Annotated in this window: 26 protein-coding genes and 1 pseudogene; 10 read left to right on the top strand and 17 right to left on the bottom strand. The window is 72.6% G+C overall.

Annotation, left to right across the window (positions count from 1 at the left end; translation table 11 throughout):
* Position 1: 1 nt before the first annotated feature.
* Genes Aiant_RS39720 through Aiant_RS39700 form a run of 5 tightly spaced genes read right to left on the bottom strand, consistent with a single transcriptional unit; the run spans position 2 to position 3,555 of the window.
* Entirely contained in the window at positions 2-775 is a 774-nt protein-coding gene (locus tag Aiant_RS39720; RefSeq protein ID WP_189329807.1) for a phosphotransferase, read from the bottom strand.
* Positions 776-822: 47 nt separating this feature from the next.
* Positions 823-1,188, bottom strand: a complete 366-nt coding sequence (locus tag Aiant_RS39715; RefSeq protein WP_189329806.1) for a TIGR03618 family F420-dependent PPOX class oxidoreductase — start codon at positions 1,186-1,188, stop codon at positions 823-825.
* Positions 1,189-1,221: 33 nt separating this feature from the next.
* On the bottom strand, positions 1,222-1,467 hold the full coding sequence (locus Aiant_RS39710; RefSeq protein ID WP_245006636.1) for a dihydrofolate reductase family protein: 246 nt from the start codon (positions 1,465-1,467) through the stop codon (positions 1,222-1,224).
* Between the two features lie 11 nt (positions 1,468-1,478).
* A complete protein-coding gene (locus tag Aiant_RS39705; RefSeq protein WP_212846699.1) occupies positions 1,479-2,714 on the bottom strand; it encodes an FAD-binding oxidoreductase in 1,236 nt (411 codons plus the stop codon).
* 10 nt (positions 2,715-2,724) lie between these two features.
* Positions 2,725-3,555 (bottom strand): helix-turn-helix domain-containing protein, encoded by an 831-nt coding sequence (locus tag Aiant_RS39700; protein ID WP_189329804.1) that lies wholly within the window; start codon positions 3,553-3,555, stop codon positions 2,725-2,727.
* Between the two features lie 163 nt (positions 3,556-3,718).
* On the opposite strand from Aiant_RS39700, the gene Aiant_RS39695 reads away from it, so the two are divergent.
* Both Aiant_RS39695 and bla read left to right on the top strand, forming a co-directional pair.
* Complete coding sequence (locus Aiant_RS39695; protein WP_189329803.1) at positions 3,719-3,886, top strand: hypothetical protein; 168 nt, start codon at positions 3,719-3,721, stop codon at positions 3,884-3,886.
* Positions 3,887-4,002: 116 nt separating this feature from the next.
* Complete coding sequence (bla, locus tag Aiant_RS39690) at positions 4,003-4,905, top strand: class A beta-lactamase (protein ID WP_189329802.1); 903 nt, start codon at positions 4,003-4,005, stop codon at positions 4,903-4,905.
* 26 nt (positions 4,906-4,931) lie between these two features.
* On the opposite strand, the gene Aiant_RS39685 is transcribed toward bla, so the two are convergent.
* Both Aiant_RS39685 and Aiant_RS39680 read right to left on the bottom strand, forming a co-directional pair.
* Positions 4,932-5,102: a hypothetical protein gene (locus Aiant_RS39685; RefSeq protein WP_189329801.1), complete on the bottom strand. Its 171-nt coding sequence runs from the start codon at positions 5,100-5,102 to the stop codon at positions 4,932-4,934.
* 256 nt (positions 5,103-5,358) lie between these two features.
* Positions 5,359-5,784: pseudogene (locus Aiant_RS39680) on the bottom strand (DUF2625 family protein); the annotation flags it as partial.
* 78 nt (positions 5,785-5,862) lie between these two features.
* On the opposite strand from Aiant_RS39680, the gene Aiant_RS39675 reads away from it, so the two are divergent.
* A complete protein-coding gene (locus Aiant_RS39675; protein ID WP_189329800.1) occupies positions 5,863-6,849 on the top strand; it encodes a hypothetical protein in 987 nt (328 codons plus the stop codon).
* Here Aiant_RS39675 and Aiant_RS39670 read toward each other — a convergent pair.
* Positions 6,843-7,658, bottom strand: a complete 816-nt coding sequence (locus Aiant_RS39670) for a GNAT family N-acetyltransferase (RefSeq protein WP_189329799.1) — start codon at positions 7,656-7,658, stop codon at positions 6,843-6,845. The genes Aiant_RS39675 and Aiant_RS39670 overlap by 7 nt on opposite strands.
* A gap of 53 nt (positions 7,659-7,711) precedes the next feature.
* On the opposite strand from Aiant_RS39670, the gene Aiant_RS39665 reads away from it, so the two are divergent.
* Positions 7,712-8,323 carry an HIT family protein gene (locus Aiant_RS39665; RefSeq protein ID WP_189329798.1) on the top strand — a complete coding sequence of 204 codons (612 nt, stop codon included), beginning with the start codon at positions 7,712-7,714 and terminating at the stop codon, positions 8,321-8,323.
* On the opposite strand, the gene Aiant_RS39660 is transcribed toward Aiant_RS39665, so the two are convergent.
* Both Aiant_RS39660 and Aiant_RS39655 read right to left on the bottom strand, forming a co-directional pair.
* Positions 8,316-9,404, bottom strand: a complete 1,089-nt coding sequence (locus tag Aiant_RS39660) for an enolase C-terminal domain-like protein (RefSeq protein ID WP_189329797.1) — start codon at positions 9,402-9,404, stop codon at positions 8,316-8,318. The genes Aiant_RS39665 and Aiant_RS39660 overlap by 8 nt on opposite strands.
* 16 nt (positions 9,405-9,420) lie before the next feature.
* The gene (locus Aiant_RS39655) at positions 9,421-10,443 is read right to left on the bottom strand and encodes a hypothetical protein (protein WP_189329796.1); all 1,023 of its coding nucleotides are present in this window, start codon (positions 10,441-10,443) and stop codon (positions 9,421-9,423) included.
* Positions 10,444-10,530: 87 nt separating this feature from the next.
* Between Aiant_RS39655 and Aiant_RS39650 the strand changes: the two genes are divergently transcribed.
* Positions 10,531-11,025, top strand: coding sequence for a MarR family winged helix-turn-helix transcriptional regulator (locus Aiant_RS39650; RefSeq protein WP_189329795.1), 495 nt, complete (start codon positions 10,531-10,533; stop codon positions 11,023-11,025).
* Positions 11,022-11,387 carry a nuclear transport factor 2 family protein gene (locus tag Aiant_RS39645; protein WP_189329794.1) on the top strand — a complete coding sequence of 122 codons (366 nt, stop codon included), beginning with the start codon at positions 11,022-11,024 and terminating at the stop codon, positions 11,385-11,387. Before Aiant_RS39650 ends, Aiant_RS39645 begins: the two co-directional genes overlap by 4 nt.
* Positions 11,388-11,396: 9 nt before the next feature.
* On the opposite strand, the gene Aiant_RS39640 is transcribed toward Aiant_RS39645, so the two are convergent.
* The gene (locus tag Aiant_RS39640) at positions 11,397-12,038 is read right to left on the bottom strand and encodes a hypothetical protein (RefSeq protein ID WP_189329793.1); all 642 of its coding nucleotides are present in this window, start codon (positions 12,036-12,038) and stop codon (positions 11,397-11,399) included.
* 24 nt (positions 12,039-12,062) lie between these two features.
* On the opposite strand from Aiant_RS39640, the gene Aiant_RS39635 reads away from it, so the two are divergent.
* The 3 genes from Aiant_RS39635 to Aiant_RS39625 are packed head-to-tail and all read left to right on the top strand — an operon-like array spanning position 12,063 to position 14,598.
* Positions 12,063-12,824: a prolipoprotein diacylglyceryl transferase gene (locus tag Aiant_RS39635; protein WP_189329792.1), complete on the top strand. Its 762-nt coding sequence runs from the start codon at positions 12,063-12,065 to the stop codon at positions 12,822-12,824.
* Positions 12,812-14,353 carry a radical SAM protein gene (locus Aiant_RS39630; RefSeq protein WP_212846696.1) on the top strand — a complete coding sequence of 514 codons (1,542 nt, stop codon included), beginning with the start codon at positions 12,812-12,814 and terminating at the stop codon, positions 14,351-14,353. Before Aiant_RS39635 ends, Aiant_RS39630 begins: the two co-directional genes overlap by 13 nt.
* Positions 14,350-14,598, top strand: a complete 249-nt coding sequence (locus tag Aiant_RS39625) for a hypothetical protein (RefSeq protein WP_212846686.1) — start codon at positions 14,350-14,352, stop codon at positions 14,596-14,598. Before Aiant_RS39630 ends, Aiant_RS39625 begins: the two co-directional genes overlap by 4 nt.
* A 32-nt stretch (positions 14,599-14,630) precedes the next feature.
* On the opposite strand, the gene Aiant_RS39620 is transcribed toward Aiant_RS39625, so the two are convergent.
* The 4 genes from Aiant_RS39620 to Aiant_RS39605 all read right to left on the bottom strand — a co-directional run bounded on the left by Aiant_RS39620 (position 14,631) and on the right by Aiant_RS39605 (position 18,096).
* Positions 14,631-15,743, bottom strand: a complete 1,113-nt coding sequence (locus Aiant_RS39620; RefSeq protein ID WP_189329791.1) for a hypothetical protein — start codon at positions 15,741-15,743, stop codon at positions 14,631-14,633.
* Positions 15,740-16,276, bottom strand: coding sequence for an RNA polymerase sigma factor (locus Aiant_RS39615; RefSeq protein WP_189329790.1), 537 nt, complete (start codon positions 16,274-16,276; stop codon positions 15,740-15,742). The genes Aiant_RS39620 and Aiant_RS39615 overlap by 4 nt, the downstream gene beginning before the upstream one ends.
* A 76-nt stretch (positions 16,277-16,352) precedes the next feature.
* Positions 16,353-17,165 (bottom strand): SAM-dependent methyltransferase, encoded by an 813-nt coding sequence (locus Aiant_RS39610; protein WP_189329789.1) that lies wholly within the window; start codon positions 17,163-17,165, stop codon positions 16,353-16,355.
* A gap of 64 nt (positions 17,166-17,229) precedes the next feature.
* Entirely contained in the window at positions 17,230-18,096 is an 867-nt protein-coding gene (locus tag Aiant_RS39605) for a hypothetical protein (protein ID WP_189329788.1), read from the bottom strand.
* 209 nt (positions 18,097-18,305) lie between these two features.
* On the opposite strand from Aiant_RS39605, the gene Aiant_RS39600 reads away from it, so the two are divergent.
* Positions 18,306-20,801, top strand: coding sequence for an ATP-dependent Clp protease ATP-binding subunit (locus Aiant_RS39600; RefSeq protein ID WP_212846680.1), 2,496 nt, complete (start codon positions 18,306-18,308; stop codon positions 20,799-20,801).
* Between the two features lie 7 nt (positions 20,802-20,808).
* Here Aiant_RS39600 and Aiant_RS39595 read toward each other — a convergent pair whose 3' ends face one another.
* Together Aiant_RS39595 and Aiant_RS39590 are read right to left on the bottom strand one after the other, a co-directional pair.
* Complete coding sequence (locus tag Aiant_RS39595) at positions 20,809-22,155, bottom strand: M1 family metallopeptidase (RefSeq protein ID WP_189334855.1); 1,347 nt, start codon at positions 22,153-22,155, stop codon at positions 20,809-20,811.
* Positions 22,152-25,994: a Pls/PosA family non-ribosomal peptide synthetase gene (locus Aiant_RS39590; RefSeq protein ID WP_229831121.1), complete on the bottom strand. Its 3,843-nt coding sequence runs from the start codon at positions 25,992-25,994 to the stop codon at positions 22,152-22,154. The genes Aiant_RS39595 and Aiant_RS39590 overlap by 4 nt, the downstream gene beginning before the upstream one ends.
* Positions 25,995-26,264 lie beyond the last annotated feature (270 nt).

Genomic DNA, 26,264 nt, shown 5'->3' with positions numbered 1-26,264 from the left:
GTCACCCCCTCCAGAATGCGTCCGGCAGCGCCTCCAGGTCGCGCGCGGACCGTTCGAGCAACGCCGCGATGGGCAGCAGCGCCTGCGACGCCGGGTCGCCCGCCTCGGCCATCTGCCGGATCACGCCGGCCTGCCGCCGGGCGCGCTGCGGCACCACGGCGCCGAAGGCCGTCCGGTCGCCGTCGTAGTCGTAGGCGTCGAGTAGCAGGCGCAGGCGGCGGGATCGCTCCGCCAGGTCCCGCTCGCTCCACGACGAACCGTCGCGCGGCGAGGCGAGCGGCACCCAGGTCAGCGCGGAGAACGCCAGGTCCCAGTCCGGTGCGGACGGACCGGCGATGTCCCAGTCGCAGAACCCGACCAGCCGGTCACCGTCCACCACCGCGTTGAACGGCGACGCGTCCTGGTGCCCGACGACCTGCCCGGGACCCTTCGCCCCACCGATGAACCAGCGCTCGTCCGCCGGCGGGACGAAACCCGCGGTCAGGTCGTGGACCTCGCGCAGCCACCGGCCGACCTGGACCAGCATGGTGTCGGCCGTCGCCCACGCGGGCCACGGCTCCCGGCCGCCGATCGTCTCCCCCGGCAGGTAGGTGAGCATCTCGCGACCCTGCTCGTCGAAACCGAGCGCGCGCGGCGCCGCCTCGAAACCGGCCGCTTCCAGATGCCGCAACACCGCGTGCACGGTCGCTGTCCACGACGAGGCAGGTTTGTGGACGACACCATCTTTGAGTACGGCGCCGGTGACGTTGCCGCCGGGCAAGGTCTGTTCGCTCATCCGTCGTGCCTACCAGGCCCCGGCCCGGTGGCGACAACGAATTTCGCTCAGGCGAGGGGCTCGATCAGGGCCACCACGCGTTCCTGGTCCCGGGGATAGGGCTGGTCGATGTACTTGGCGACCAGCCGGTCGATGATCTCCCAGGCCGGGTCGCCCTCGACCCAGCCGACCACCCGGCCCCGGACCACCACCGGCTGGAACGGGTTGTCGGCGGGAGCGATGGACAGCGCCACCCGGGGGTCGCGGCGCAGGTTACCGGCTTTGCGGGTGCCCGGGCCGGTGAAGAAGACGACCCGGTCGCCGTGGGTGCCGACGTAGACCGGGGTGGTGTGCGGGGCGCCGTCGGGCAGGACGGTGGCGAGGTGGGCGATCGAGGCGCCGTCGAGGACGCGGCGCACGTCGGGATCGAGCATGGGATTCTCCTTGTCAGCGGGGGTGACCCGGGATCACCGGATCACCTCGTAGTGCAGGTGGGTCACGCCGGCGGCCGGGACGACCGTCAGTGCGCGCAGGCGTACGTGGTCCGGGAGTTCCTGGAAGAAGCTGCGGCCGCCGCTGAGCAGGATCGGCACCTGGTGCAGGACGATCTCGTCGACGAGGCCGTGGCGGAGCGCCTCGGTGACCACGCCGCCACCCATCAGGGCGACGTCCTTGTCGCCGGCGGCCTCGCGGGCCGCGGCGATGGCGTCCATCGGATGTCTGCTCATCGGATGGCTTGCGGGAAGTCGAAGCGCCGGTCGGGGTCGTAGGCCTGCTTGACCGCGGCCAGCCGCCGGTGGTTGCCGCCGTGGTACGCCGTGGCCCAGTCGTCCAGGGCGGGGTCGGGAAAGTTGGGGTAGACGCGGCCCGAGCCGTCGGCGTGGGCGACCGCCCAGGACCGGTCGATCCACGGGTCGTCCGGGTCGCCGATGTGGTCGAGCAGGAAGCGTTCCCCGCGGTGGGCGAAGGCGGTGGCGTCCCCGGGGATCCGGTTGTAGGCCCCGCCCATCGCGGTGAACGCCAGCCGCCTGCTCGTGCCTCCGAACTCGCTGAGGAGCGCCGCTCGTGTCGGGGCGGACAGCCCGTGCGCGAAGAACTCCGACCGGGTCCGCTGCGCATGCGGGAGTTCCTCGTCGGCGAAGGTCTGCTTGAGCCGGTGGTAGGGCAGGCCGGCCCGCAGCGCGAACGGCCGGTCGGTGAACTCCCGGAGCAGCTCGCGGGTGTGTCCCTCGCCCAGGGTGGCGGCGCCGAACAGGGTGGCGTGCCGGGACTCCAGGGTGAGATTGACGGTGATCTCGTCCGGGGCGTCCGGTGCCCAGGCCTGCCAGGCGTCGACCAGCTCGCCGAAGGGGACATCCGTCCAGCGCGCCTCGATCCGGGTCGTCAGCGGCTCCGGGACGGTGGCGAAACGCAGCGCCGTGACGACGCCGAACTGCCCGCCGCCCGCGCCGCGCAGCGCCCAGAACAGGTCCGGGTGCCGGTCCTGGTCGCAGTCAACGACGGCGCCGCCGGCGAGGACGACCTGGGCGCCGGCCAGCCGGTCACAGGTCAGGCCGTATCGGCGGCCGAGCAGGCCGATGCCGCCGCCGAGGGTGAGCCCGGCGATGCCGACGGTCGGGCCGCAGCCGGCCGGCAGGGTGCGGCCGTGGGTGTGCAGGACGGCGTAGACCTGACCCAGGCGGGCGCCGGCGCCGATCGTGGCGGTGCCGTCGGCCGCCACGGCGATGGTGTCGAGGCCGGACAGGTCGAGCAGGACGCCGTCCGTCGACGAGCGGCCCGCGAAGCAGTGCCCGCCGCCACGAATGGCGAGGCGGTCGCCGGTCGCGCGGACCAGGGCTTCGACGACGTCCGGCACCGAGCGGCACATCGCCACGAGCCGGGGACGGATGTCCCGGTAGGTGGGGTTGACCGGACGCCGGGCGGCGTCATAACCCGGCGAGCCGGGCGTGAACGTCTGCACGCCCTCGACGCTAGGAGCGCCGATCGGGCCCGTCTTGAACAAAACGCGCACGGGTGGCCAGGAACGGCGCGTAGGAGGCGGAGTGCTCGTGGCCGCAGGCGCAGTGGTCGACAGCGCCGCCGAGCAGGGCGGTCGGGGTGAGACCGGTCAGGCGCAGGCACTCGCGGCTGAGGTGGGCCTGGTCGGCGTAGCCCACGTCGGCCGCCAGCCCGGCCGCGCCCGAGGCCTTCGCTCCGGCCTGGGCCAGGGCGAGGAAACCCTGGAACCGCAGGGTCCGCTGGAGCACCTTGGGGGTCATCCCGAGCGCATGCAGGCAGCGGCGGCGCAACTGGCTGGCGGAGAGCGCCAGATGATCGGCCACGGCGTCGACGCTGACCGGGCGCCAGGGCATCAGCGCCCGCACGGCCGCGCGGACCAGCGGGTCCACGTGCGCCGCGCCGCGGAACTCGCGCAGCAGGTGGGCTTGCAGGTCACCGAGCGCCCGCTCCGGCGTCGCGGCGCGGGCCATCGCCTCGACGAGCCGGTCCGCCGAGCGGCCCCACAGCTCGGCGAGGCTCAGACGCTGGTCGACGAGGTCGTCGAGCACGGCCGGCACGGGTGGCGCGGTGCCGGGCTGAAACCGGACGCCGACGATGGTGGTGTGCGGCGGGATGACCTCGATCGCCGGGCCGGTCAGTGGGCCGACCAGCTGGGGACGGCCGCCGATCGGGAAGTGGATCTCGACGCCGCCGGTGGGCAGGTGGCGTTGGACGTACGCGGTCGCCCCGGTCCGCTGAATCCAGACCGTCCGCACCACCCCGGCCAGCGCGGGCACCGGCGGACGCTCAACGTAGGAGTCCATCCCGGTCATCCTGGCACCGGAGGCGTCCGTAGGCATACCTAGACGTGCCGCGTGCCGTACCTAAACCGTCCTGAGCTGGGAAGATAGGTAGGAGCTCCGGATGTGACAGCGGGTCTGCCGATCGATGATTGACACATCGAAACGAACGACCGAGGAGACCGAGATGTTGATGCACCCGGAGATGACGCTGGCCCTGGCGAACGACCGCCGCCGCGACCTCATCGCGGAAGCGGACCAGGAGCGCCTTCTCACCAGCGCCCGCCTCACGCGTCTGGCCCGCAGGGCCCGCAAAGCCTCTGCGGTACGCGGGCACCCCGCCACCCAGTACTGAACCGCTCACCGGCGCCCGCAACCCGCGGGCGCCGGTGTCGTCGGGCTACCGCTCACCGTCGATAGTGATTTCGGTCTTTACGTGCTTTTGACGGCCTTCTGGGGAAGGTCATCAGCATGCGCGAACAGATGACCCGCCGAGCAGTCCTCCTCGGCAGTGCCTCGGCCGCCGCCTCACTGATCCTGCCCGGCGCCGCAGCCGCGGCCTCGAACCCCGGCCAGGCCTGCGCCCTCGACCTGAGCGCCCTGGAGTCCGAACACGGTGCCCGGATCGGCGCCTTCGCCATCGACATCGGCTCGGGCCGCACGGTCGGCCACCGCGTCGGCGAACGCTTCCCGTTCTGCTCAACGTTCAAGGTGCTCGCCGTCTCCGACGTGCTGCGGCGCTCGCGCAGCTACGACCCCGGGCTGCTCGACCGGCGCATCCGATACACCGCGGCCGACCTGGTGGCGAACTCCCCGATCACGCGGCAGCACGTCGACGACGGCATGACCGTCGCCGAACTCTGCGCGGCCGCCCTCGACCACAGCGACAACACGGCGGCGAACCTCATCCTCGACCAGCTCGGTGGCCCGGGCGAGGTCACCCGATACGCCCGCGGCCTCGGCGACTCGGTGAGCCGCCTCGACCGCCGCGAGCCCGGCCTCAACCTCTGGGCCCCGGACGATCCCCGGGACACGACCACGCCGGCCGCAATGGCCCGGAACCTGCGGGCGTTGACCGTGGGCCGCGCCCTGCACCCCGAGGACCGGGGTCGGCTGGTCAGCTGGATGCGTGCCAACACGACGGGCGCGACCCGCATCCGCGCCGGCCTGCCCACCGACTGGGTGGTCGCCGACAAGACCGGCACGGGCAGCACCTATGCGGCGGCCAACGACATCGCCCTGGTGGAGCCGCCGACGGGCGCGCCGCTGGTTCTCACGATCTACACGAACCGTCACTCTGCCGATGCCAGTCCGGACAACACCCTGATCGCCACGATCGCTGCCGCCCTCGCCGAAGCCCTCGGTCGCCGGTGACGGTCTCCGATGCCTGTCCGGGCCCGTCAGGCGGGTACCGGGACGTTCCCCGGATCGTCCGGGCCGGGCATCGGCTCCACCGGGGCGGGTGGCAGGGTCTCCGGGGTGTCCGGCGCGAGTTCGCCCGGATCGCTGGGGACGGGCTCCGTCGGGTCGATCGGCGGGTAGTTGTCCGGGTCGGGTCCTGGTTGCACCATGCCGGCTCTCCTGCCCCGCCGGCGACTTTCCTAACCCGCGACCCGGCGGCTGACCAGCGCAGGCGGCCGCACGCAGCGCCAGAGCCCCGGAAGTCGAACAGGCCTCAGCCTCCACCGAGCTGGCGGGCGGCGTCCTGGTAGAAGGAGACCAGCTCGGCCAGCGGGATCGCTTTGCGGGACACCGTGGCGGGGTCTTCCCCTCCCTGGTGAAGGGCGGCGGCCACATGCTGAAGCCCTGGTCGAGCGCGAGGCCGGCTACGTCGGCTTCCCAGCCCGGCCAGCGGAGCGTGTCGTAGAAGCGGGTCAGTGAGCCACGCAGGACCGCGTTCAGCCACTCGGCGTATCCCTGCTCCAGATCCTGCCAGCCCAGGTCGTCGGGACCGAAGTAGTGCACGGTCGGCCGCGAGCCGGATTCAGCCGCCATCCAGATGAATTGGCCGCCTGCGACGTCGTAGCCGATGGTCAGGACACCGCTCGCGTTCAGTTCCGTGAGGACGTCCGGCTGGCTGCCATGTCCGCAGCCCAGGACGCGAAGCCAGCCATGGTCGACCAGGAGCCCGCCCGTGTTGGCCACGACCGCGCCCAGCCACGACCGGGTGGACACCCCCAATTCCGTCAAGACGCCGGTCGCCCGGTCCGGCGCGGCCGTCAGGGCCCGCACCGGGTACGGCGCGGCCGCCATCGCTTCGGAGATCTCTGCCCATGCCGACTCATCCACGAGGTCAGACTGGCACATCGGCGGCGCCTTTATGATCTTCCGATGTTCGAGCGCTTCCGTAAGCCGTTCACCCCGGACTACGACCATGCGCAGGCCGACCTCCAACTGCGCAGTGCGCGCGACCGGGCGACGGCCGGCGACTGGACCGCGGCCCTGTACCTGCTCCAGACCACGGGCCGGGACTGGGAGCTGCGCAGCCGGCGGCTCGCGGTGCTGGGCATCGCCGCCGGGCACGCCCCGCACTGGGTGGACGCCTGGGAGGCGGCGATTCCGGGCGACCCGACCGTCGCCATCCTGCGTGCCGAGGGTCTGACCGAGCTGGCCGGGGCGGCGCGGGGCGCGGCGTCGGCGCGCCACACCAGCGCGGAGCAGTTCCAGGAGTTCCACCGGCTCTCCGCCCTCGCCGCGGCGGCCGCGCAGCGGGCGGTCGAACTGAACCCGGACGACCCGTACCCGTGGGTGACCCGGATCGACGCGATGTTCGCCGACGGGCATCAGCGCCACGACGACTTCCGGATCGCCCTGGACGGGGCGGTCGCCCGCGATCCGTTCCACTTCGAGGCGCACCTGATGGCGGTGAGCTTCCTGTGCCAGAAGTGGTACGGCTCGCACGAGCAGATGTTCGCCGCGGCCCGCGGCCCGGCCGCTGCCGCGCCGGCCGGCGCGTCGGTCTGCATGCTGCCGCTGCTGGCCCATTTCGAGTACGCGTTGCGCGAGTTCGGCTTCGAGACCCGCGCCGAGTCACTCGCCGCGAAGATGGAGTACTTCCACCGCCCCGAGGTGATCCAGGAGATCGCCTGGTGCGCGGGCAAGTGGCGGGCGGCCGGCGAGCCCCGGCTGATCGCCCGCGGGGTGACCCTGCGGCACTGGCTGGCGCTGGCCAACCACCTGTCCGGCCAGGACCGCGCGGGCACCCGGACGCTGCTCGCCCACATCGGCTCCTACCTGGGCAGCACCGCGGCGTACGGATACTTCTGGATGCGCCAGGCCGAGGGCTTCGAAGCCGTGTCGAAATGGGCCCGTCAGTAGGGCAGCGCGTAGTAGTCCTCGGTGATCACCGGCTGGAAGCCGAGCGAGGTGTAGAGGTGCAGGGCGCGATCGTTGTCGGTCGCCACCTCCAGGTGCACGTCGGTGCCGGCCTGGCGGCACAGCCGGTGCAGCACGTCCCGTCCGACGCCACGTCCCTGCTGGTCGGGGTGGACCGCGAAGCCGTAGATGCCGGCGCCGTCCGGTTCGAGGCTCAGCCGGACGGTGCCGATCGGGTGCCCATCGCGTTCGATGAGAAGGGTGTTGGGGTCGGCGCCGGCCGTCGGCGGCGCCCAGCCGAACGCCGACCGCAGGATGTCGCGGACCGTCTCCTGGTCGTCGGGCGTGGCGGCGCGGACCGTGACCCGGGGATCGGCCGGCACCGCGGTGGGCTCGCCGACCATCCGCAGGGCGTGCTCGGAGTGGTCGAGCTTGCCGCCGCGCCGCTGCGCCAGGACCGGTCCCCCGGCCGAGGAGCGGGGCACGACCAGCAGCACCTCGGAGTGCTCGCGGGCCTGACAGACCCGCAGCGCGGCGTCCAGCAGCGCGGTGCCGATCCCCCGCCGCCGGGCCTCGGGGTCCACCATGCCGGCCAGTTCGAGGCTGGGGGCGCCGTGCGAGTAGATGCCGAGGAAGCCGAGCAGCCGCTCGCCCTCCCACCACAGCACGTCTTCGACGTCCGGTCCGCTGCGGCCGCGGAGCGCGTCCCACTCGAGCTTCAGACGGCCGCCGTCGGCCGCGACGACCCGGCGCTCCAGCTCGGCGATGGCCTCGAGGTCTGCCGGGGACAGCGCGGTACTGAGTTTGATCACGTTGCCACCCCATCACCTGCGTCAACCGATTTCCGGCCTACTACGCTGCGCCCATGGCGATGACCCCGGACGAGTTCTATCAGCACGCGCTCGCCGCCGCGGACAGCGACCACCGGCTGCCGGTGCCCGACATGACCGGCTGGGAGATCAGCCCGTTCGAGCAGGAGGGACTGCGGGTCACCCCGCTGCGGCCGCCGGTCGTGCCGGAGAAGCCGCGGCATGGTGAGGACCCGGCGGAGTGTGACATCTGCCGTGACCGGGACAAGGGCGTCTGGTTCAACGAGCGGTGGCGGCTGGGCCGGGTCACCGGCCGCGGCGTGCCGCTGATCCTGATGCTCTACCCGCGCGATCACTACGACCTGGCCGAGCTGCCCGACGAGATGGCCGCGGAGATGGGCCTGCTGAGCACCCGCATCGTCCGGCATCTCCAGGCGGTGCCGCACATCGCGCGCGCCCACATGTACCGCTTCGGCGACGGCGCCGTCCACACGCACCTGTGGTTCTTCGCTCGCCCGGAGGGCCAGGCGCAGCTGCTCGGATCGTTCCTGCCGGTCTGGGACGACCTGCTGCCGGAGTATCCGGCGGACCTGGCCGACCAGGATGCCGCGCTGGTCGCCGACGCGCTGATCGCCTCGTCCGGCGGCTCCCGGAGCCCGATCAGCTGAGGCGCCGGATCGCGGCCTCGTCCCACGCGACGCCGCTACCGGGCCGGTCGGAGATCAGCACCCGGCCGTCCCGGACCTGGACCGGCTCGGCCAGCACCGGCCGGGCGTGATCCAGGTACTCCAGGTAGACCGCGCCCGGGGTGACCGCCAGCAGGTGGGAGCTGACCTCGGGGAACGTGTGGCTGGAGGCGGGCAGGCTCGCGGCGTCGGCCAGCGCCATGGCCCGCAGCCAGCCGGTGACGCCGCCGATCTTCATGACGTCGAGCATGACGTGGTCGGACGCCCGGACCGCGATGCTTTTCGCCAGGTCCCGCGCTCCCCACCAGTTCTCCCCCAGCTGGATCGGGGTGACGGCCGCCTCGGCGATCCGGGCGTGCCCGGCGAAGTCCTCGGCCCGGGTGGGCTCCTCGATCCAGTACAGGTTCTCGTGGTCGAGCGCCCGGACCCGCTCGATCGCCTCGCTGACCGTCAGGCTCTGGTTGTAGTCGACCATGAGCCGGGCGTCCGGGCCGACGACCGCGCGCAGGGTGCGGATCACCTCCAGGTCCCCGGCCAGCGGCTTGCCGCCGACCTTGACCTTGAACGCGGTGAACCCCTCGCCCAGCAACTGCTCCGCCTCGGCCGCGGCGGCGCGGGCGTTCATCACCCGCAGGGACGCGTACGCGTCGACCGGCCCCGGCTCCCCGCCGAGCAGGGTCACCAGCGGCAGCCCGGCGGCGACCGCGAGCGCGTCCCACAGGGCCATGTCGATGCCGGCCATCGCCATGCCGGTCAGACCCTGCGGGCCGGCCAGCCGGAACATCTGCTGCATGCGCTGCTGGACGGGCAGGGGCGCGGCCGTGCCGCCGGTCAGCGCCTCGCCGACGGCCTCCACCAGGCGGGTCAGCGGATCCAGCGCCACGGCTGTGTAGCAGCGGATGTAGGAGCGTCCGACGACCCCGTCGCTGGTCCGGATGTCGATCAGGACCAGCGGGGTGGTGACCATGATGCCGCCGGCGGTCTCCACCGGCCGCTCCAGCGCGAGGTTCACCGCCCGGGCGCTGATCGACGCGATCGTGGAGCCCTTCGACGGAAGATCCATCGAAGCATTGTGGCACTCAGACGGCGAGTCCGCGGCTGGCGAAGGCGTGCGTGGCCGGCGGGAAGTCCGCGCCGAGCCGGTCGAGCAGGGTGGCCGCGGCGGCCTGCGGGGTCGCTGTGACCGGGTAGTGGCGCCAGGCGTCGAGCAGGGCGGGGTCCAGCGTGGCCGCTCCCACGTGCCCGCGGATCTCCCAGAACGCGGAGGCCCAGACCCAGCCGGCCTGCTGCGGGTTCTGCCGGTCACCGGTGACCGACGAGGCCTGGACCACACGGCTCAGGTCGCGCAGGCACCGGTCCCCCGGCCCGAGCACGCCGAGGCTGCGCCACACCGCGGCCGAGGCACGGGCGAAACACGGATCGTCCTGGAAGCTGCACGGAAAATAGTCCGCCAGCGCGGAGTGGATCGACGCCGCGTCCCAGAGGCCGCCGCCGGTCCAGTCCTCGACCGTGCCGGGGGCGAGCTCGTGCAGGATGTGGTGGCTGTACTCGCGCAGCAGCACCGCCGGGTCGTCGGCGAGGGAGCGCCCGACGACGATCAGGTTCCGGCTGCCGTGGAAGAACGCGTTGTCGTCGCTGTAGACACCCCGGATCTCCGGATCGTCCAGCGGTCCGATGTGGATGCGCGGCAACGGCGCCTCGCCCCGATACCCCAGCCCGGCGAGGTATTGCTGGAACGCGTCGAGGGCGCTGCGCAGCCGGCCCTCCCGGTCCGCGTTCGTGTCGCCGGTGACGACGAACTGCTCGACCCGGTCGATCCGCTGGCTGAGCTCGCGCACCTGCTGCTGTTTCTCGGTCAGTTCGCGCTCCACGCTGCGCTTGAACTCCCGGTACTCCAGCTTCCAGCCGCCGGGCAGCTCGACCCGGGCGAAGATCCGGCCGAGCCACGGGACGACCGCGACGACGAGCAGCGCGAGGGTCACCGCGTCGATCCGCAGGTCCGGCCAGATCAGGTGCACGATCGCGAGGCTCACGCTGAGCACCGAGATGATCGCGCCGAAGATCACGACGTCGCGAGGGGTCTTCTCCGGGGAGTCCACCATGCCGGCCTCCTTGAAGCCGAGGGCAGTCTACCGGCCGCGACAAGTTGATGGCGCAATTAAGAAGTACGTACTAAAGTGGCGCCCACTATGGACCAGACACTGCTCGCCCGGTTCCTGCGCGGTGACGACACCGGGCAGTTGGAGGCGGCCGCCGCGCTGCGCGCCGCCGCCCGGGGCCTGGAGAAACTGCAGGCGCGGGCCACCGGCAACCGCGGGCTCAGCCCCGGCGCCCTCGACATCCTGATCAGCCTGAACGGCGCCGAGGACGGGCTGAGCGTCAAGGACCTGGCCCGCATCGCCGACGTGACCAGCAGGAACGTGACCGGCCTGGTGGACACGCTGGAACGCGCCGGGCTCGCCGCACGGACTCCGGACCCGCTCGACCGGCGGGCGGTCCGGGTCCGGATCACCGACGCGGGGCTGGCGTGGCTCGACGAGTTCCGCCGGCCCACCCAGGCCGCGATGGCCGCCTACTTCCACGGGTTCACCGCCGACGAGACCGCCCAGCTGCGGCACCTGTGCCTGCGCCTGGTGGAGAACCAGCGCCGACTGTCCCACTACCTTCAGGAGCAACCCCGATGACCAGCACCCGCGAGACCGTCCAGGCGTACCACCGGGCGCGGTTCGCCGGCGACATCCCCGCCGCCGCGGCCGAGCTCGCCGATACGTTCACCTTCCGGAGTCCGCTGATCAGCTCCGGTGACCGCACCGGCCACCTGGCCGGGCTCCCGATGTTCCTCCAGGTGGTCACCGGCGTCGACATGATCAGCGAGCTGTACGGCGAGTCCGAGGCCACCCTCGTCTACGACGTGCACACCGCCCTGCCGGTCGGCACGCAGCGCACCGCCGAGCACTTCCGGCTCCGGGACGGCCGGATCACCGCGATCACCTTGATCTTCGATGCCACCCGCTGGCATGCGGTCATGGCGGCGGCCGAGCGTTAGAGACGAGCGTTAGAGAGCGGAGAAGCAGATCCCGGAGAGGACGAGACCGGTCACGGCGCCGCCGATCAGCAGCCCGACGCCGAACCGCCGGCTCTTCGGCCACGCCACCAGCAGGCCACTGACGGCCAGCAGCACCGGGAGCCAGGCGTACACCAGGATCGCGTGCCGGGAGCTGCCCTGGGCCTGCGTGAAGGAGACACAGCTGGCCAGCGGTCCGAGAATCACGCCGGCGAGGACACCGAAGATCAGGCTGTTGTCCGAGCGCCGCATCGGGGGCCCGGCCACCACCAGGGTGGTGGGAGCGTCACCGTCGCCGAGGGTCAGCACCAGCCCGTAACCGTCCGGATCGGTGGCCGCCAGGAGACGGCCCCGGCCGGGAACGTCCTGCTGCACGATCTCGCAGCCACCGCTCTGCCAGAAGGCGGCGGTCGCCGCGAGCAGGTCGACGCCGGGTGGCGCGACGAGGATCTGAACGCCGCGGCGTACCCGCACCATGCCGGGCGGATCACCGAGCGTGCCGACGAGCAGCCGCCCCGGCGGCAGCGGGGACACCCCGTCCGGCGGGATGCCGAGTGCCGCCAGGGTCGAGGTCAGCCGCTGCTCGGTGCCCTGCCAGGGCGGTAACGGGCTCGGTTTTCCCGGCATGCGCACCGGTCCATGCTATAGCGTAAACCGGTGCAAATCGGGCTGCTTCCGGCGGCGGTGCACGACGCCTTCGTCGGTGCGGGCCTCGTCGTGGCCGGTGCCGTCTTCACCTACGAGGTACGCCGCCGCGGCCGCTCCGATCCCCGCCTGTGGTGTCTGGTCGCCGGGGCGCTGGTCGGCGGCCTGCTGGTCAGCCGCCTCGCCGGTTGGGCCCGGCACCTCGACCCGGGCCGCAACCCGAACCTGGCCGAGCAGTGGCTGTACGGCGGGCGCAGCATCCTGTCCGGCCTGTTCGGCGCGTACCTCGGGGTGCTGATCGCCAAACGGCTGTGCCGCTACCCCTGGCGCTCCGGTGACCTGTTCGCCCCGGCGGTCGCGGCCGGCATGGCGGTCGGCCGGGTCGGTTGCCTGCTCACCGAGCGCCCGGGCACCCCGACCGGCGCCTCCTGGGGCGTCACGCTCAGCGCCGCCGACGCCGCCCGGTTCCCCGGCACCCCGGCCGGCGTGCCACTGCACCCCTCGTTCGCGTACGAAATCGTCTTTCAGCTTGTCGCCCTGGCCGTGCTGATCGCCCTCCGTGAGCGGGTCAGCCGCCCGGACGCGCTGTTCACCGGCTATCTGGCCGGCTATGCGGCGTTCCGGTTCACGGTCGAGTTCGTCCGCGGCAACGAGGTCGTCGCGGCCGGGCTGAGCCGCTCGCAGATCTTCCTGCTCTGCTGCCTGCCGCTGCTCGGCTGGCGGCTGCGCACGCTGGCCAGGGCACGCCACGAGGAGACCGCATGGGCGAGATGATCGGGATGCCGCTGCGGGGCGACCGGATCCACCGGTACGTCAACGCGTTCTGCCCGGACTGCCACACCGAGAACCCGGACCGTGACCTGGCCGAGGTGACCCGGCTGTCCGGCTGGCTGGCGGTACGCGACGACCGGGTGTGGCTGGAGCGCGGCTGCGCCCGGCACGGCCTGATCCGCACCCTGTACGACGAGGACCCGGCCATCCTGTCCTACCTGGAGCAGTGGACCGCGCCCACCAAGCGGCACGTGCCGGACCTGACCGGCAACTTCGCCCCGGTGCCGGCCGCATACCTGGACGGGTTGCCGGAGATGCAGACCCAGCACACCTGCATCCTGCTCACCGACCTCACCGACGGCTGCAACCTGCGCTGCCCCACCTGCTTCACGGCGTCCGGCCCGGGCGCCGGGCACCCGGTGCCGATCGCCGACGTGCTGGCCGGCATCGACGCCAAGCTGGACCGCGAGAACGGCCGGCTGGACGTGCTGATGCTCTCCGGCGGCGAGCCGACCCTGCACCCCGACCTGCCGAAACTGCTCGACGAGGTGGCCGCCCGGCCGATCGTGCGGGTGCTGCTCAACACCAACGGGCTGACCCTCGCCCGCGACGACGCGCTGCTCGACCTGGTCGTCCGGCACCGGGAGCGCCTGGAGATCTACCTTCAGTACGACGGGGTGAGCGGGGACAGTCACCGCCACCACCGCGGGGCCGACCTGACCCGGCAGAAGGAGCAGGCGATCGACCGGCTGTCGGCGGCCGGCGTGTTCACCACGCTGACCATGACCGCGGCGCGGGGCGTCAACGACGGCGAGATCGGCGCGGTGATCGACCGCGCGCTCGACACCCCGTACGTCGGCGGGGTCACCGTGCAGCCCCAGTTCGGCTCCGGCCGGTCCGGGCCGCTCGACCCGCTCGACCGGCTCACCCACACCGGCGTGCTCGCCCGGCTCGGGCCGCAGACCGGCGAGCGGGTCACCTGGCGTGACCTGACCGCGCTGCCCTGCTCGCATCCGCACTGCTGCTCGGTCGGTTACCTGCTCCGCGACGACGCCGGCCGATGGCGCTCGCTGACCTCGCTGATCGGCACCGAGAAGCTGCTGGCCTTGCTGGCCGAGGCGCCCGAGACGGTGGCGAACCGGATCGCCGACACCGACCTGCCGGCCGAGCTGCGCCGCGCCGTGCGGGAGTCGCTGCTCGGGCTGCTCTCCGAGCAGTCGTCGCTGTCGCATCCGCGGATCGGCGACCTGTGGCGCGACATCTGCACCGGCTGCGACCTGGGCATCGGCACCCTGGCCACGCTGGCGTTGCCGGGCGGGCGCAACCGGCTGCGGGCGCTGCTGGCCGAGCGGGTCAAACGGATCACCGTGAAGCCGTTCATGGACATCGCCACGATGATCGAGGAACGGCTGCTGCAATGCTGCGTGCACGTGAGCACCCGGCGCGCCGACCGGGACCAGTGCGCGCCGTTCTGCGCGGTGCAGGCCTGGCCGGCGCTGTCCGCGCAGCGGCTGTCCCGGGCCACCCGGTGACCGAGCCGCCGGATCCGCTGCGGCTCTGCGTGTACGCCACCGTCGCCGCCCTGACCTGGGTGTGCGGGCCGGCGGCGGTGGTCTTCTTCGCCGGGCTCGCTCTGGCCGGTTACCTGCGCGCCCGGCGGCAGGGCCTGCGGCGCTCGGCCTGCCTGCTGCGCGACGTGCGGCTGGTGCTGGCGTACCTGTCGGTGCTGGCCCTGGCGGGCCTGATCGGGGTGGTCCGCGCGGTCGGCCCGTGGTGAGGCGGCGTCACCACGGGCCGAGGAAACCCGGCTCAGTCCTTCGCGGCGTACCTGTCCAGCCGCTCGTCGTCGGACGGCAGCACCCGCAGGCCGGCCATGACGGTCCGCACGTCGGCGAGGTCGCCGTACACCGCGGTCGGGTTGGCCCAGACGCCCGGCAACGGCTCGTACCTGAGGAACGTCTGCTCGCCGCCGTTGGTGCCGACCACCTCGGTGTGACCGGCGAGCTGACCGACCCGGTCGCCGACATAGGCTCGCGAGATCAATGGCCGGTTGCCGCTCTCGAACGAGATCGATCGGTCCTGCCGGCCGTCGGTCAGCGTGAGCATCCAGCTCTCGTTCCGGCGCTCCCGTGGGTAGGGCGCACCGGTTCGCCGGTCCAGCAGCTTCATCTCCGGTGCGGCGTCCGCCCGCCAGGTGGCCTCGTCCCGCTTCGTGCCGACGCCGGCCACCACGGCCTTCGCCCTGTCCAGGGGATAGCCGGTCACCTCCGCGTACCACTGCCGCCCGGCCCTGTCGGACCACAACCAGGAGTAGGTGTCCGGCCAGACGCCGGTGAATCTCGTGGCCTTGTGCCCGGCGACGACGTCGTCGGCACCCGCGGCGTCACCGGCGGAATCGATGCCCCGGGCCGGACCGGTGACGGTGAGCCGGCCGGTCACCACGCCGTCGCCGGCCAGCGCCGTGGCCACCAGCGACGGGGTGAAGCAGGCGCTCATCGATCTGTTCGAGGTGGCCGCGACCGTGACGACCCGCCACCCCTGCGGCAGCGTCGTCGGCCACAGCCGCAGGCTCGACCGATCCGGCCGGACCGGTGCGTTGAAGCCGCCGTTGCCGCACTGGAGCGACCCGTCGGCGGCGATCGCGGCATCGATGAACGGCGCGCTGTCGCTGTCCCCCGGCCACAGCGCCGGGACGACGACCACCGCGGCGAGCACCATGGTCACCACGCCCGCGGCCAGGGCGCCGAAGGCCGGCAGACCGCGGCGCGGCCGGGCCGGCCGGACCGACGGGGGTGCAGCCACGGCCAGCCGGCGGGCGTCGACGTCGGCGCGCAGGGCGGTCAGGCGAGTGATCTCCTCCGGGGCGCCGGCCCGGACCGGGTCGGCGTCGTAGAGCTCGGCCGGCAGCTTGGTTCGCGTCATCGGGCACCTCCGGGAGCCACTACAGCGGGTCGGTGGTCGACGGTCGGCGGCTCGGGATCCGCCAGGGTCATGGCGGCTTTCAGCCGGCGCCGGGCCCGGTGCAGCCGGACCGCCAGGGTGCCGCGCGAGCAGCCGAGGGCGACCGCCGCCTCGTGCCGGGTCAGGCCGTCCCAGGCGAGCAGCATCAGCAGCTCGCGGTCGTCGTCGGGCAGCACCGCGAGGGCGGCCAGCACCGGGGTGGCCCGCCTCGGCTCGGCCTGGGCGAGCAGCCGTGCCTGCTCGGCCATCCGGTCGTGCAAGGCATGCCGGCGCTGGTCCGAGCGCCGGATGTTGGCGCTCACCCGGCGTGCCACGCCGAACAACCACGGCAGCTCGGCCGCCGGGATCTCGGCCAGCCGCCGCCAGGCGACGACGAACGTCTCGGCGACCACCTCGTCCGCCTGCTCGTCGTCGACCCTCCGCCGGGCGTATCGCAGCACTGCCGGCGCATGATCGCGCCACAGTCTGGTGAAGTGCTCCTCCGGTGCCGGCACCACGTGGCCCCTTCCCTGTTTCCTCGCGGCTCTCACCAGGGAAGGTGTCCGGATTTCCGGAAGCATTACATGCCGGTCAGGGCTTTCGGCCGACGCCCGCCCACATGCTGATCCGGCTGGGGTCGACCTCGGGGCCGCTGCCGTCCGGCCGCCACTCGGTGGCCAGCACGACCCCGGGCTCGACCAGCTCCAGCCCCTCGAAAAGGCCTGTGAACTCCGCCCGCGTGCTCGGCCAGATGTCGGTGCGCCCGGCGTCGAGCATCTGCCGATAAACCACCAGCTCGTCGGCCGGCATGAAGTCCGTGGTGAAGTGCGTCGCGGCCAGGTAACTGCCGGACGGCAGCGCGTCCACCAGCTGCCGCACGATCGCGCGGGCCCGCTCCCGCTCGGGCAGGAAGTGCAGGATGGCGATCAGCATCAGCGCGACCGGCTGACCCAGATCCAGCGTGCTGCGCAGCTCCGGGCTGTCCAGGATCTTCTCCGGCTCGCGGAGGTCCGCCTGGATGTAGTCGGTGGTGCCCTCCGGCGTGCTGGTCAGCAGCGCCCGCGCGTGGGTCATCACCAGCGGATCGTTGTCCACGTAGAGCACCCGGCTGTTCGGCGCGATCCGCTGCGCGACCTCGTGCGTGTTGTCCGCGGTCGGCAGCCCGGTGCCGATGTCCAGGAACTGCCGGATGCCGGCGTCCGCGGCCAGGAACCCGGTGATCCGCCGGAGCACGTCCCGGTTGGCTCGCACCCCGGCGCGCATCCCCGGGAACTTCGCCTCGATCTCGTCGGCCGACTCGCGGTCGGCCTGGAAATTGTCCTTGCCACCGAGCCAGTAGTTGTAGCGGCGGGCCGGGTGCGGCACGGACGCGTCGATCCCGGTCGGCACACTCTCGTCCAGCACGGAACCTCCCGCGACCACGGCTCATCAGATCACCGGGAACTGTATCCCCCCGAGGTCCCGTGCGTCACCGATCAGAATCAAAATCCGATTTGTGTACGCCCGGAGCGGTCACCGCGCGAACGTCCGACTCGCCGTCGAGCCGCACCCGGTAGCCGACAGGCGGACCACTCGGTCCCCAGCACACCCCGACCACCGTGCCGGCCCGCTCCCCGACCAGCACGCGAGCGCCCGGCGCCCCGCCGTCGTAGGGCTCCACCAGCAGCGCGTCCAGGATGTGCCGGGCGCCGTCCACCGATCCCCGCAAGCTGGTCGAGCGCAGCTCCCGGCCCAGAACGATCGCCGCGTCCCGGACCCGCCGGTCCGCATCCCGGTCGACGGCGGCGAGCGCGGCCTCCACCCGCGCCCACAGCTGCCACCGGTCCAGGTCGAGCAGGTGCCGGGCGGCCCGGTCCAGGTCGCGGCAGGCGATGTCGACGGCCGCCTCCTCGCCGAGCTCGGCCGCCCAGGCCAGCTCGTCGGCGGGCGGCAGCAGCTCCGGCGACTCGTGTTCGAGCACGGCGTAGAGCATCGCGACGACCGTCTCGCGGCCCTCCCCGTGATAGAGCGCGCCGGCCCCGCCGGCGTCGCGCAGCGGCGGGTAACGCCGGGCCAGGTGCGCGGCACGCCCCAGCGGGAGCTCGGCCGCCGTCCGGGTGTCGCGGACCCGGGAGTGGAACGTGCGTTGTTCGCGGGCGGCGAACATCCAGGCGCGGTGCTCGTCGCCGCCGGCCGGCAGGCCGGGACGCCGGCGGTCGGCGGGCGTCGCTGCCTGCTGCGCCGCGAGCAGGCGGGATGCCACCGAGTACGCCACGCCGAGCTCGGCGGCCAGCGCCCGGATCGCCCGCTTGCGGGCCCGGTCGGGTGCGGATCGGCGGTTCCGGGTCTCGGTCATGTAGCTCCTCCCCGCCTCATCGTAGGCGCCTTTCGTTGTAGGCTCAGGGGGCAGCCGCGCCTGCACGAGCGTCGCGGGTCCCCCACGCGGGCCACGCATCGACGCCAAGAGGCTCCGACTCAGCGCATTGTTGGTCCTGCCTGCTTCCGCACGCCCGCGTGCCTTGTCAGGCGGAGTGCGTGGGGCTTCGCCACGAGGACGTGAGTGACGTGTTCGAACGATTCACCGACCGTGCCCGACGGGTGGTCGTCCTGGCCCAGGAAGAGGCCCGGATGCTCAACCACAACTACATCGGCACGGAACATCTGCTGCTCGGCCTGATCCACGAGGGCGAGGGCGTCGCCGCCAAGGCCCTGGAGAGTCTGGGCATCTCCCTGGAGGGCGTCCGGCAGCAGGTCGAGGAGATCATCGGTCAGGGTCAGCAGTCGCCGAGCGGGCACATCCCGTTCACCCCGCGCGCCAAGAAGGTGCTGGAGCTGTCCCTGCGCGAGGCGCTCCAGCTCGGGCACAACTACATCGGCACCGAGCACATCCTGCTCGGCCTGATCCGCGAGGGTGAGGGCGTCGCCGCCCAGGTCCTGGTCAAGCTCGGCGCCGACACCACCCGGGTGCGCCAGCAGGTGATCCAGCTGGTGGCCGGGCACGGCGAGGCCGAGCCGTCGTCGTCGACGGCCGGTGAGTCCACGCCCGCCGGGTCGCCGCTGCTGGAGCAGTTCGGCCGCAACCTGACCCAGGACGCCCGGGAGGGCAAGCTCGACCCGGTCATCGGCCGGGAGAAAGAGATCGAGCAGGTCATGCAGGGCCTGTCCCGGCGGCGCAAGAACAACCCGGTGCTGATCGGCGAGCCCGGCGTCGGCAAGACCGCGGCGGTGGAGGGGCTCGCCCGGGCGATCGTCGCGGGCGACGTGCCCGACACCCTGACCGACAAGCAGCTCTACACCCTCGACATGGGTTCGCTGGTCGCCGGCTCGCGTTACCGCGGTGACTTCGAGGAGCGCCTGAAGAAGGTGCTCAAGGAGATCCGCACCCGCGGCGACATCATCCTGTTCATCGACGAGATCCACACCCTGGTCGGCGCGGGTGCCGCCGAGGGCGCGATCGACGCCGCCTCGATCCTCAAGCCGATGCTGGCCCGTGGCGAGCTCCAGATGATCGGCGCCACCACCCTGGACGAGTATCGGAAGTTCGTCGAGAAGGACAAGGCCCTGGAGCGGCGGCTGCTGCCGATCCAGGTCGGCGAGCCGTCGCTGGCGCACTCGATCGAGATCCTCAAGGGGCTGCGGGACGCGTACGAGGCGCACCACCGGGTCACCTACACCGACGCGGCGCTGGTCGCGGCGGCCACCCTCGCCGACCGGTACATCTCCGACCGGTTCCTGCCGGACAAGGCGATCGACCTGATCGACGAGGCCGGCGCGCGGATGCGGATCCGCCGGATGACCGCGCCGCCGGACCTGCGCGACTTCGACGAGCGCATCGCCGAAGTCCGCCGGGACAAGGAGTCCGCGATCGACGCGCAGGACTTCGAGCGGGCCGCGCAGCTGCGCGACAAGGAGAAGCAGCAGCTCGATCAGAGGGCGGAGCGGGAGAAGGAGTGGAAGGCCGGCGACCTGGACGTGGTGTCCGAGGTCGACGACGAGCAGATCGCCGAGGTGCTGGGCAACTGGACCGGTATTCCGGTCTACAAGCTGACCGAGGAGGAGACCTCGCGGCTGCTGCGCATGGAGGACGAGCTGCACAAGCGCGTCATCGGCCAGGAGGACGCGGTCAAGGCGGTCTCCAAGGCGATCCGGCGGACCCGGGCCGGGTTGAAGGACCCGAAGCGGCCGTCCGGCTCGTTCATCTTCGCCGGCCCGTCCGGTGTCGGTAAGACCGAGCTGTCCAAGGCCCTGGCGGAGTTCCTGTTCGGCTCCGAGGACGCGCTGATCCAGCTGGACATGTCCGAGTTCCACGACCGGTACACGGTGTCGCGGCTGGTCGGTGCCCCTCCCGGGTACGTCGGTTACGACGAGGGCGGGCAGCTGACCGAGAAGGTGCGGCGCAAGCCGTTCAGCGTGGTGCTGTTCGACGAGATCGAGAAGGCCCACCCGGATGTGTTCAACACGCTGTTGCAAATCCTGGAGGACGGCCGGCTGACCGATGGTCAGGGCCGGATCGTGGACTTCAAGAACACGGTGATCATCCTGACCACCAACCTCGGCACCCGGGACGTGGCCAAGGCGGTGTCGCTGGGCTTCCAGGCCTCGGAGGACACCGAGAGCAACTACGACCGGATGAAGGTCAAGGTCAACGACGAGCTCAAGCAGCACTTCCGGCCGGAGTTCCTGAACCGTATCGACGACACGATCGTCTTCCACCAGCTGCGCGAGCAGGAGATCCTGCAGATCGTCGACATCTTCACCTCGCGCATCGAGGGCCAGCTGAAGAACAAGGACATGGGCCTCGAGCTGACCGACAACGCCAAGAAGTACCTGGCGAAAAAGGGCTTCGACCCGGTCCTGGGCGCCCGGCCGTTGCGCCGCACGATCCAGCGCGAGCTGGAGGACACCCTGTCCGAGCAGATCCTGTTCAACGAGCTGCGCCCCGGCCAGATCGTCGTCGTCGACTGCGAGGGCGACCCGGCCGACGTCGAGAAGTCCAAGCTGGTCTTCCACGGCGGGGACAAGGCGGGCCCGGTCCCCGAGGAGGTCCAGGCCACCTCCTGACCGGAGGTCAGAGGCCGAAAACCGGCAGCGGGGGCAACGCCGGGCGGTCCAGCCACGCGGTGAGCAGGTCGTCGACCGGCCGCGCGGCGAACCGCCGGGCGTGCCCCCGGAACTGCTCGGTCGTCACCGTGCCGTGCCGGTTCTCGGCGACCCAGGCGCGCAGCATGGCGAAGAACGCCGAGTCACCGATGCGCAGACGCAGGGCGTGCAGGGTCAGCGCCCCCCGCTTGTAGACCATCGGGTCGAACATCCGGTCCACGCCGGGGTTCGCGATCGCGATGGTCGCCGGTTGCAGCGCGAGCCGGGCGTGCCAGTGCTCGGCGTGAGCGTCCGCCGACGGGCCGCCGGAGAGCGCGGACCACAGCCACTCGGCGTACGTGGCGAAGCCCTCGTTGAGCCAGATGTGCCGCCAGTCGGCGACCGTCAGGCTGTTGCCGAACCACTGGTGGGCCAGCTCGTGCGCGACCAGCCGCTCGTGGGTCCGCAGCCCGTCGAGGTGGTTGCGGCCGAAGACGGCCATGCCCTGGGCCTCGATCGGGTCGTCCAGGTCGTCGTCGGCGACCACCACGACGTACTCCCGGAACGGGTACGGCCCGAACAACCCCTCGAAGGCCGCCATGATGTCGCCGTGCCGCCCGAAGTCCTGGGCGAACACGGACCGCAGCCGGGGCGGGATGGCGGCACGCTGCGGCACGCCGCCCGCGGCCAGCTCCACCACCTCGTACCGGCCGATCTGGACGCCCATCAGATAGGGCGCGGTGGGCTCGTTGCGCTCGTACACCCAGGTCTGGGTGCCGGCCCGGCGGCGCCGGGAGACCAGGTCACCGGTGACCAGCACGGTGTACGGCGCGGCGACGGTCAGCGTGACCAGGAACGAGGCCTTGTCGCCGGGGTGGTCGTTGCACGGGAACCAGGACGGCGCGCCGTTCGGCTGGCTGGCCACCAGCACGCCGTCGGTCAACTCGTCCCAGCCGATGTCGCCCCACCGGCCCGAGATCGGGACCGGGCTGCCGGCGTACCGGACCTCGGTCTTGAAGGTCGCACCGTAACCGATCGGGCGGTCCGGCTTGATCCGCAGCTTTCCGGAACGATGGGTGAACTTCGCCGGCTGGCCGTCCACCCGGACGTCCTGGACCCGGATGGCGCCGAGGTCGAGGCTGAACCGGGACAGCGCCTGCCCGGCCCGGGCCGTGACGACCGCCCGCCCGGCCAGCCGGTTCGTCGCGATCCGGTAGTCCAGGTCGAGGTCGTAGTGCAGCACGCGGTACCCGCCGTTGCCGTGCGCGGGCAGGTACGGGTCGGTCGAGTGCGCGGCCCCCGGAGTGGCGCCGAGCGGTCCCGTACCTGGGGTCACAACCAGTTCGCAATGGGGTTGCCCAGCCAGCGGCTGTCCGCGGGCACGGCGTCGCCGCGGGTGACCAGCGAACCGGGTCCCACGGTGGTCCGCGCGCCGATGCCGGCGCCGGGCAGCACGATCCCGTGCGGGCCGAGCGTCGCGCCCGCGCCCAGAGTCACCTCGTCCATGCTCATGATCCGATCATGGAACAGGTGGGTCTGCACCACGCACCCCCGGTTCACGGTGGCGCCCGGGCCGAGCCGCACCAGGTCGTACTCCGGCAGCCAGAAGGTCTCCAGCCAGACGCCGCGCCCGATTTTCGCCCCGAGGGTGCGCAGCCACATGGTCAGCACCGGCGTGCCGACCGCGAACCGGAACAGCCACGGCGCGGCGAGCACCTCGACGAACGTGTCGGCCAGCTCGTTGCGCCAGACGAACGACGTCCACAGCGCCCGATCGGTGACCCGGAACCGGCCCACCAGCAGCCACTTCGCGGCCGTCGCGGTGAGTGCCGCGACGATCGCCGCGACCAGCAGCACCGGCCCGGAGGCGAGCGCGGCCGCCACCGCGCCATAGGTCTGCCAGATCCGCGCCAGACCGGCCAGGACGAGGACGGCCAGCACACCGGCCAGCACCACCGGCACGATCCGGCACAGCTCGATCGCGGCGCGGGCCAGCTTGAGCCGCAGCGGCGGCTGGTAGGTCCGGCTGGCGTCGCCCGTCTCGACCGTGCGGCGCAGCGGCATCGGCGGCGCGCCGAGCCAGGAGGAGCCCTTTTTCGCCTTGCGCGGCGCCGACGAGAGCACGCCGACCAGGCCGCGCTTGGGCACCGACCGGCCGGGCGCCGCCATCCCGGAGTTGCCGAGGAAGGCCTGCTTGCCGATCCGGGCCGGGGCCACCCGCAGCCAGCCGTGACTGAGCTCGTAGGTGGCGACCATGGTGTCGTCGGCCAGGAACGCCCCGTCGTCGACGGTGGTCATCGCCGGCAGCGCGAGCACCGTGGAGGCCTCCACGTTACGGCCGACCTTGGCGCCCAGCAGCCGCAGCCAGACCGGCGTGAACAGGCTGGCGTACAGCGGGAACAGCGCGGTGCGGGCCATCGCCATCAGCCGCTCGGTGGTCCACACCTGCCACGCGACCCGGCCGCGGACCGGGTGGAAACCCGCCCGGACCCCGATGCTGAGCAGGCGGACCATGGCCAGGATGAGCGCGGCGTAGGTCAGGAAGTAGGCGACCGCCGCGACCGGGACCATCAGCAGCGCGCCGCCGACCGTCGGCCGGGCCACCAGCGCGAGCGCGGGCAGCACCGCCACCACCGGCAGCAGGCCCAGCAGCTGGGCGGTGAGGCTGTAGCCGGCCACCCAGATCTTGGCGCGGCGCTCGGGACGCTGGGCCGGCCAGCCGGCGGTGCTCTTGGCGGCGGGCGCGGCCGGCGAGCCGGCCCAGCGCTGGTTCGCCGGAACGGCGCCGGTGACCGTCGACCCGGCGGCGATGTCCGCGCCCTTGCCGACCCGGGAACCGGGCATCAGCGTGCTGCGGGAGCCGATCCGGCTGCCGGCGCCGATGCGCATCTTGCCGACCCGGACCACGTCGCCGTCGACCCAGTGGCCGCAGAGGTCGACCTCGGGCTCGACGGCCGCACCGCGGCCGAGTTTGAGCAGGCCGGTGACCGGGGGCGCGGAGTGCAGGTCGACGTCCTTGCCGATCTGGTTGCCGAGCGCTTTCGCATAGGTGATCATCCAGCCGGCGCCGGTGACGCCGGTCGCGCCGGTCAGCTCGGCGAGCCGGTCGGCCGCCCACAGCCGCAGGTGGACGCCGCCGCCGCGCGGGTACTCGCCGGGGCCGACGCCGCGCAGCAGCATCCGCGCGCCGGTGGCCGCCACCGCGATCCGGCCGGGCGGGCTGAACAGCACCACCCAGGCGGCGGCGATCCACCACCAGGAGACGTGCGGTGCCCAGGGCACGAGCAGGTTGCCCAGCGCGGCCAGGACGGTGAGCCAGCGCAGCCCGACGAGAGCCAGCATCGGCAGCATCAGCAGGGCCTGGAGCAGCCCGGCCCGGCGGGGCGTCGGCCGGACCTCGCGGCGCACCGCCGCGGTGGTGTCCAGCGCGTCGATCACGGCCGCCATCTCGGACAGCACCGGGTTCTGATAGACGTCGGCGACCGACACCTGCGGGTGCAGCTGCCGGATCCAGGCGACCAGCTGGGCCGCGCCGAGGCTGCTGCCGCCGTTGGTGAAGAAGTCGGCGTCCGGCGCGGACGGGCGGATCCCGAGGATCTGCTCCCACCCGGTGGCGAGCCACTCCTGGGTCGCGGTCAGCTCGGCGTCACCGCCGGCCGAGGCGAGCGGCCACGGCAGCGCCGCCCGGTCGACCTTGCCGGATGTCCGGGTCGGCAGCGCGTCCACCTCGGCGATCAGCGGGACCAGGGCGGCCGGCAGCTGCTCGCGGATGCGCACCGCGGCCGCGGCCGCGTCGAAGTCCTCGCGGGGCACGACGTAACCGACCAGCAGCTGGGTGCCGGCGGCGGTCCGCTTCACCGCGGCGGCCGCGCCGGCGACACCGGGCAGCGCCTGCAACGCGGCGTCCACCTCACCCAGCTCGATCCGGCGGCCGCCGAGTTTCACCTGCTCGTCGCCGCGGCCCAGGAACAGCAGCCCGTCCGGCTCGGCGCGCACGATGTCGCCGCTGCGATACGCCCGGTCCCAGCCCATCGACGGCAGCGGCGCGAACTTCTCCGCGTCCTTCGCGGCGTCCAGGTAACGAGCCAGGCCGACCCCGCCGATGACCAGCTCGCCGCTCTCGCCCATCGCGACCGGATCGCCGGCCGCGTCGACCACGGCCAGCTCCCAGCCGGCCAGCGGCAGCCCGATCCGGACCGGCCCCTCGCCGGTCATCCGGGCGCCGCAGGCCACCACGGTCGCCTCGGTCGGCCCGTACGTGTTCCACACCTCGCGCCCCTCGACCGCGAGCCGCTCGACCAGCTCCGGCGGGCACGCCTCGCCACCGAAGATCAGCAGGCGGACGTCGTCGAGCGCCTCGACCGGCCACAGCGCGGCGAGCGTCGGCACGGTCGACACCACGGTGATGCCCTGCTCGGTCAGCCACGGCCCCAGGTCGACCCCGCTGCGCACCAGCGAGCGCGCGGCCGGCACCAGGCACGCGCCGTGCCGCCAGGCCAGCCACATCTCCTCGCAGGAGGCGTCGAACGCCACCGACAGCCCGGCCAGGACCCGGTCGTGCGGGCCGAGCCCGCCGTCGCCGGCGTCGTCGACCAGGAACAGCTGCGCCTCGGCGTCGACGAACGCGGCCGCGGAGCCGTGCGTGACGGCCACCCCTTTCGGCGTGCCGGTGGAGCCGGAGGTGAAGATGATCCAGGCGTCGTCGTCCGGGCCGGGCCGGCCGGGACGGGCGCCCGGGGTGCCGCGCACCGTCACGCTCAGCCCGTCGCCGATGACCGCGCGGACGTCCGCCTCACCGAAGACCAGCTCGGCGCGCTCCTCCGGGTCGTCCGCGTCGACCGGGACGTAGGCCGCGCCGGCCGCCAGGACGCCGAGGATCGCCAGGTAGAGCTCCGCCGTGCCGGAGGAGACCCGCACACCGACCCGGTCGCCGACGCCGATGCCATGCCCGGCCAGCGTCACCCGCAGCGCCTCGACCTCGGCGGCCAGCTCCCGATAGGTCAACTGGACGGCGCCGGTGTCGATCGCGCGGCTGTCCGGGTGCGCCCGCACGGTCGCGTCGAGGATGTCGACGAGCGTGCGGCGGGCCGGTGCGGAGGCCGAACGGAACACCGCGGGGGCCGGCGGCCCCTCGACGAGCTCCGGAAAGTCGATCAGCTGGTCTGCGGTCGTCACCGTCACCGGGCGTGCTCCATCTCCACCTCACGGGCTCAACGTCCGCCAGGCGTGGCGCTCCGTCGCCCGGGGCAGCGGTCAAAGCTACGCGAGGAATACAGAGAATGACGGCTCGATGTCGAATCCGTGTCCACTGACACACCCGCGATCTCACGGGAAAATACCTTAATGTCCGACTTAGCAGACGCTTTGCCGACGCTTTTTGAGACCGATCGGATTAGTACGGCCGCATGCCGGCCGTGACAGTGACCGGCTCGGATCGGCCGCTGC

Source organism: Actinoplanes ianthinogenes (genome assembly GCF_018324205.1).
Lineage (GTDB): Bacteria > Actinomycetota > Actinomycetes > Mycobacteriales > Micromonosporaceae > Actinoplanes > Actinoplanes ianthinogenes.
The sequence above is the reverse complement of the archived record's forward strand: the minus strand, read 5'-3'. Positions and strand labels throughout refer to the sequence as shown.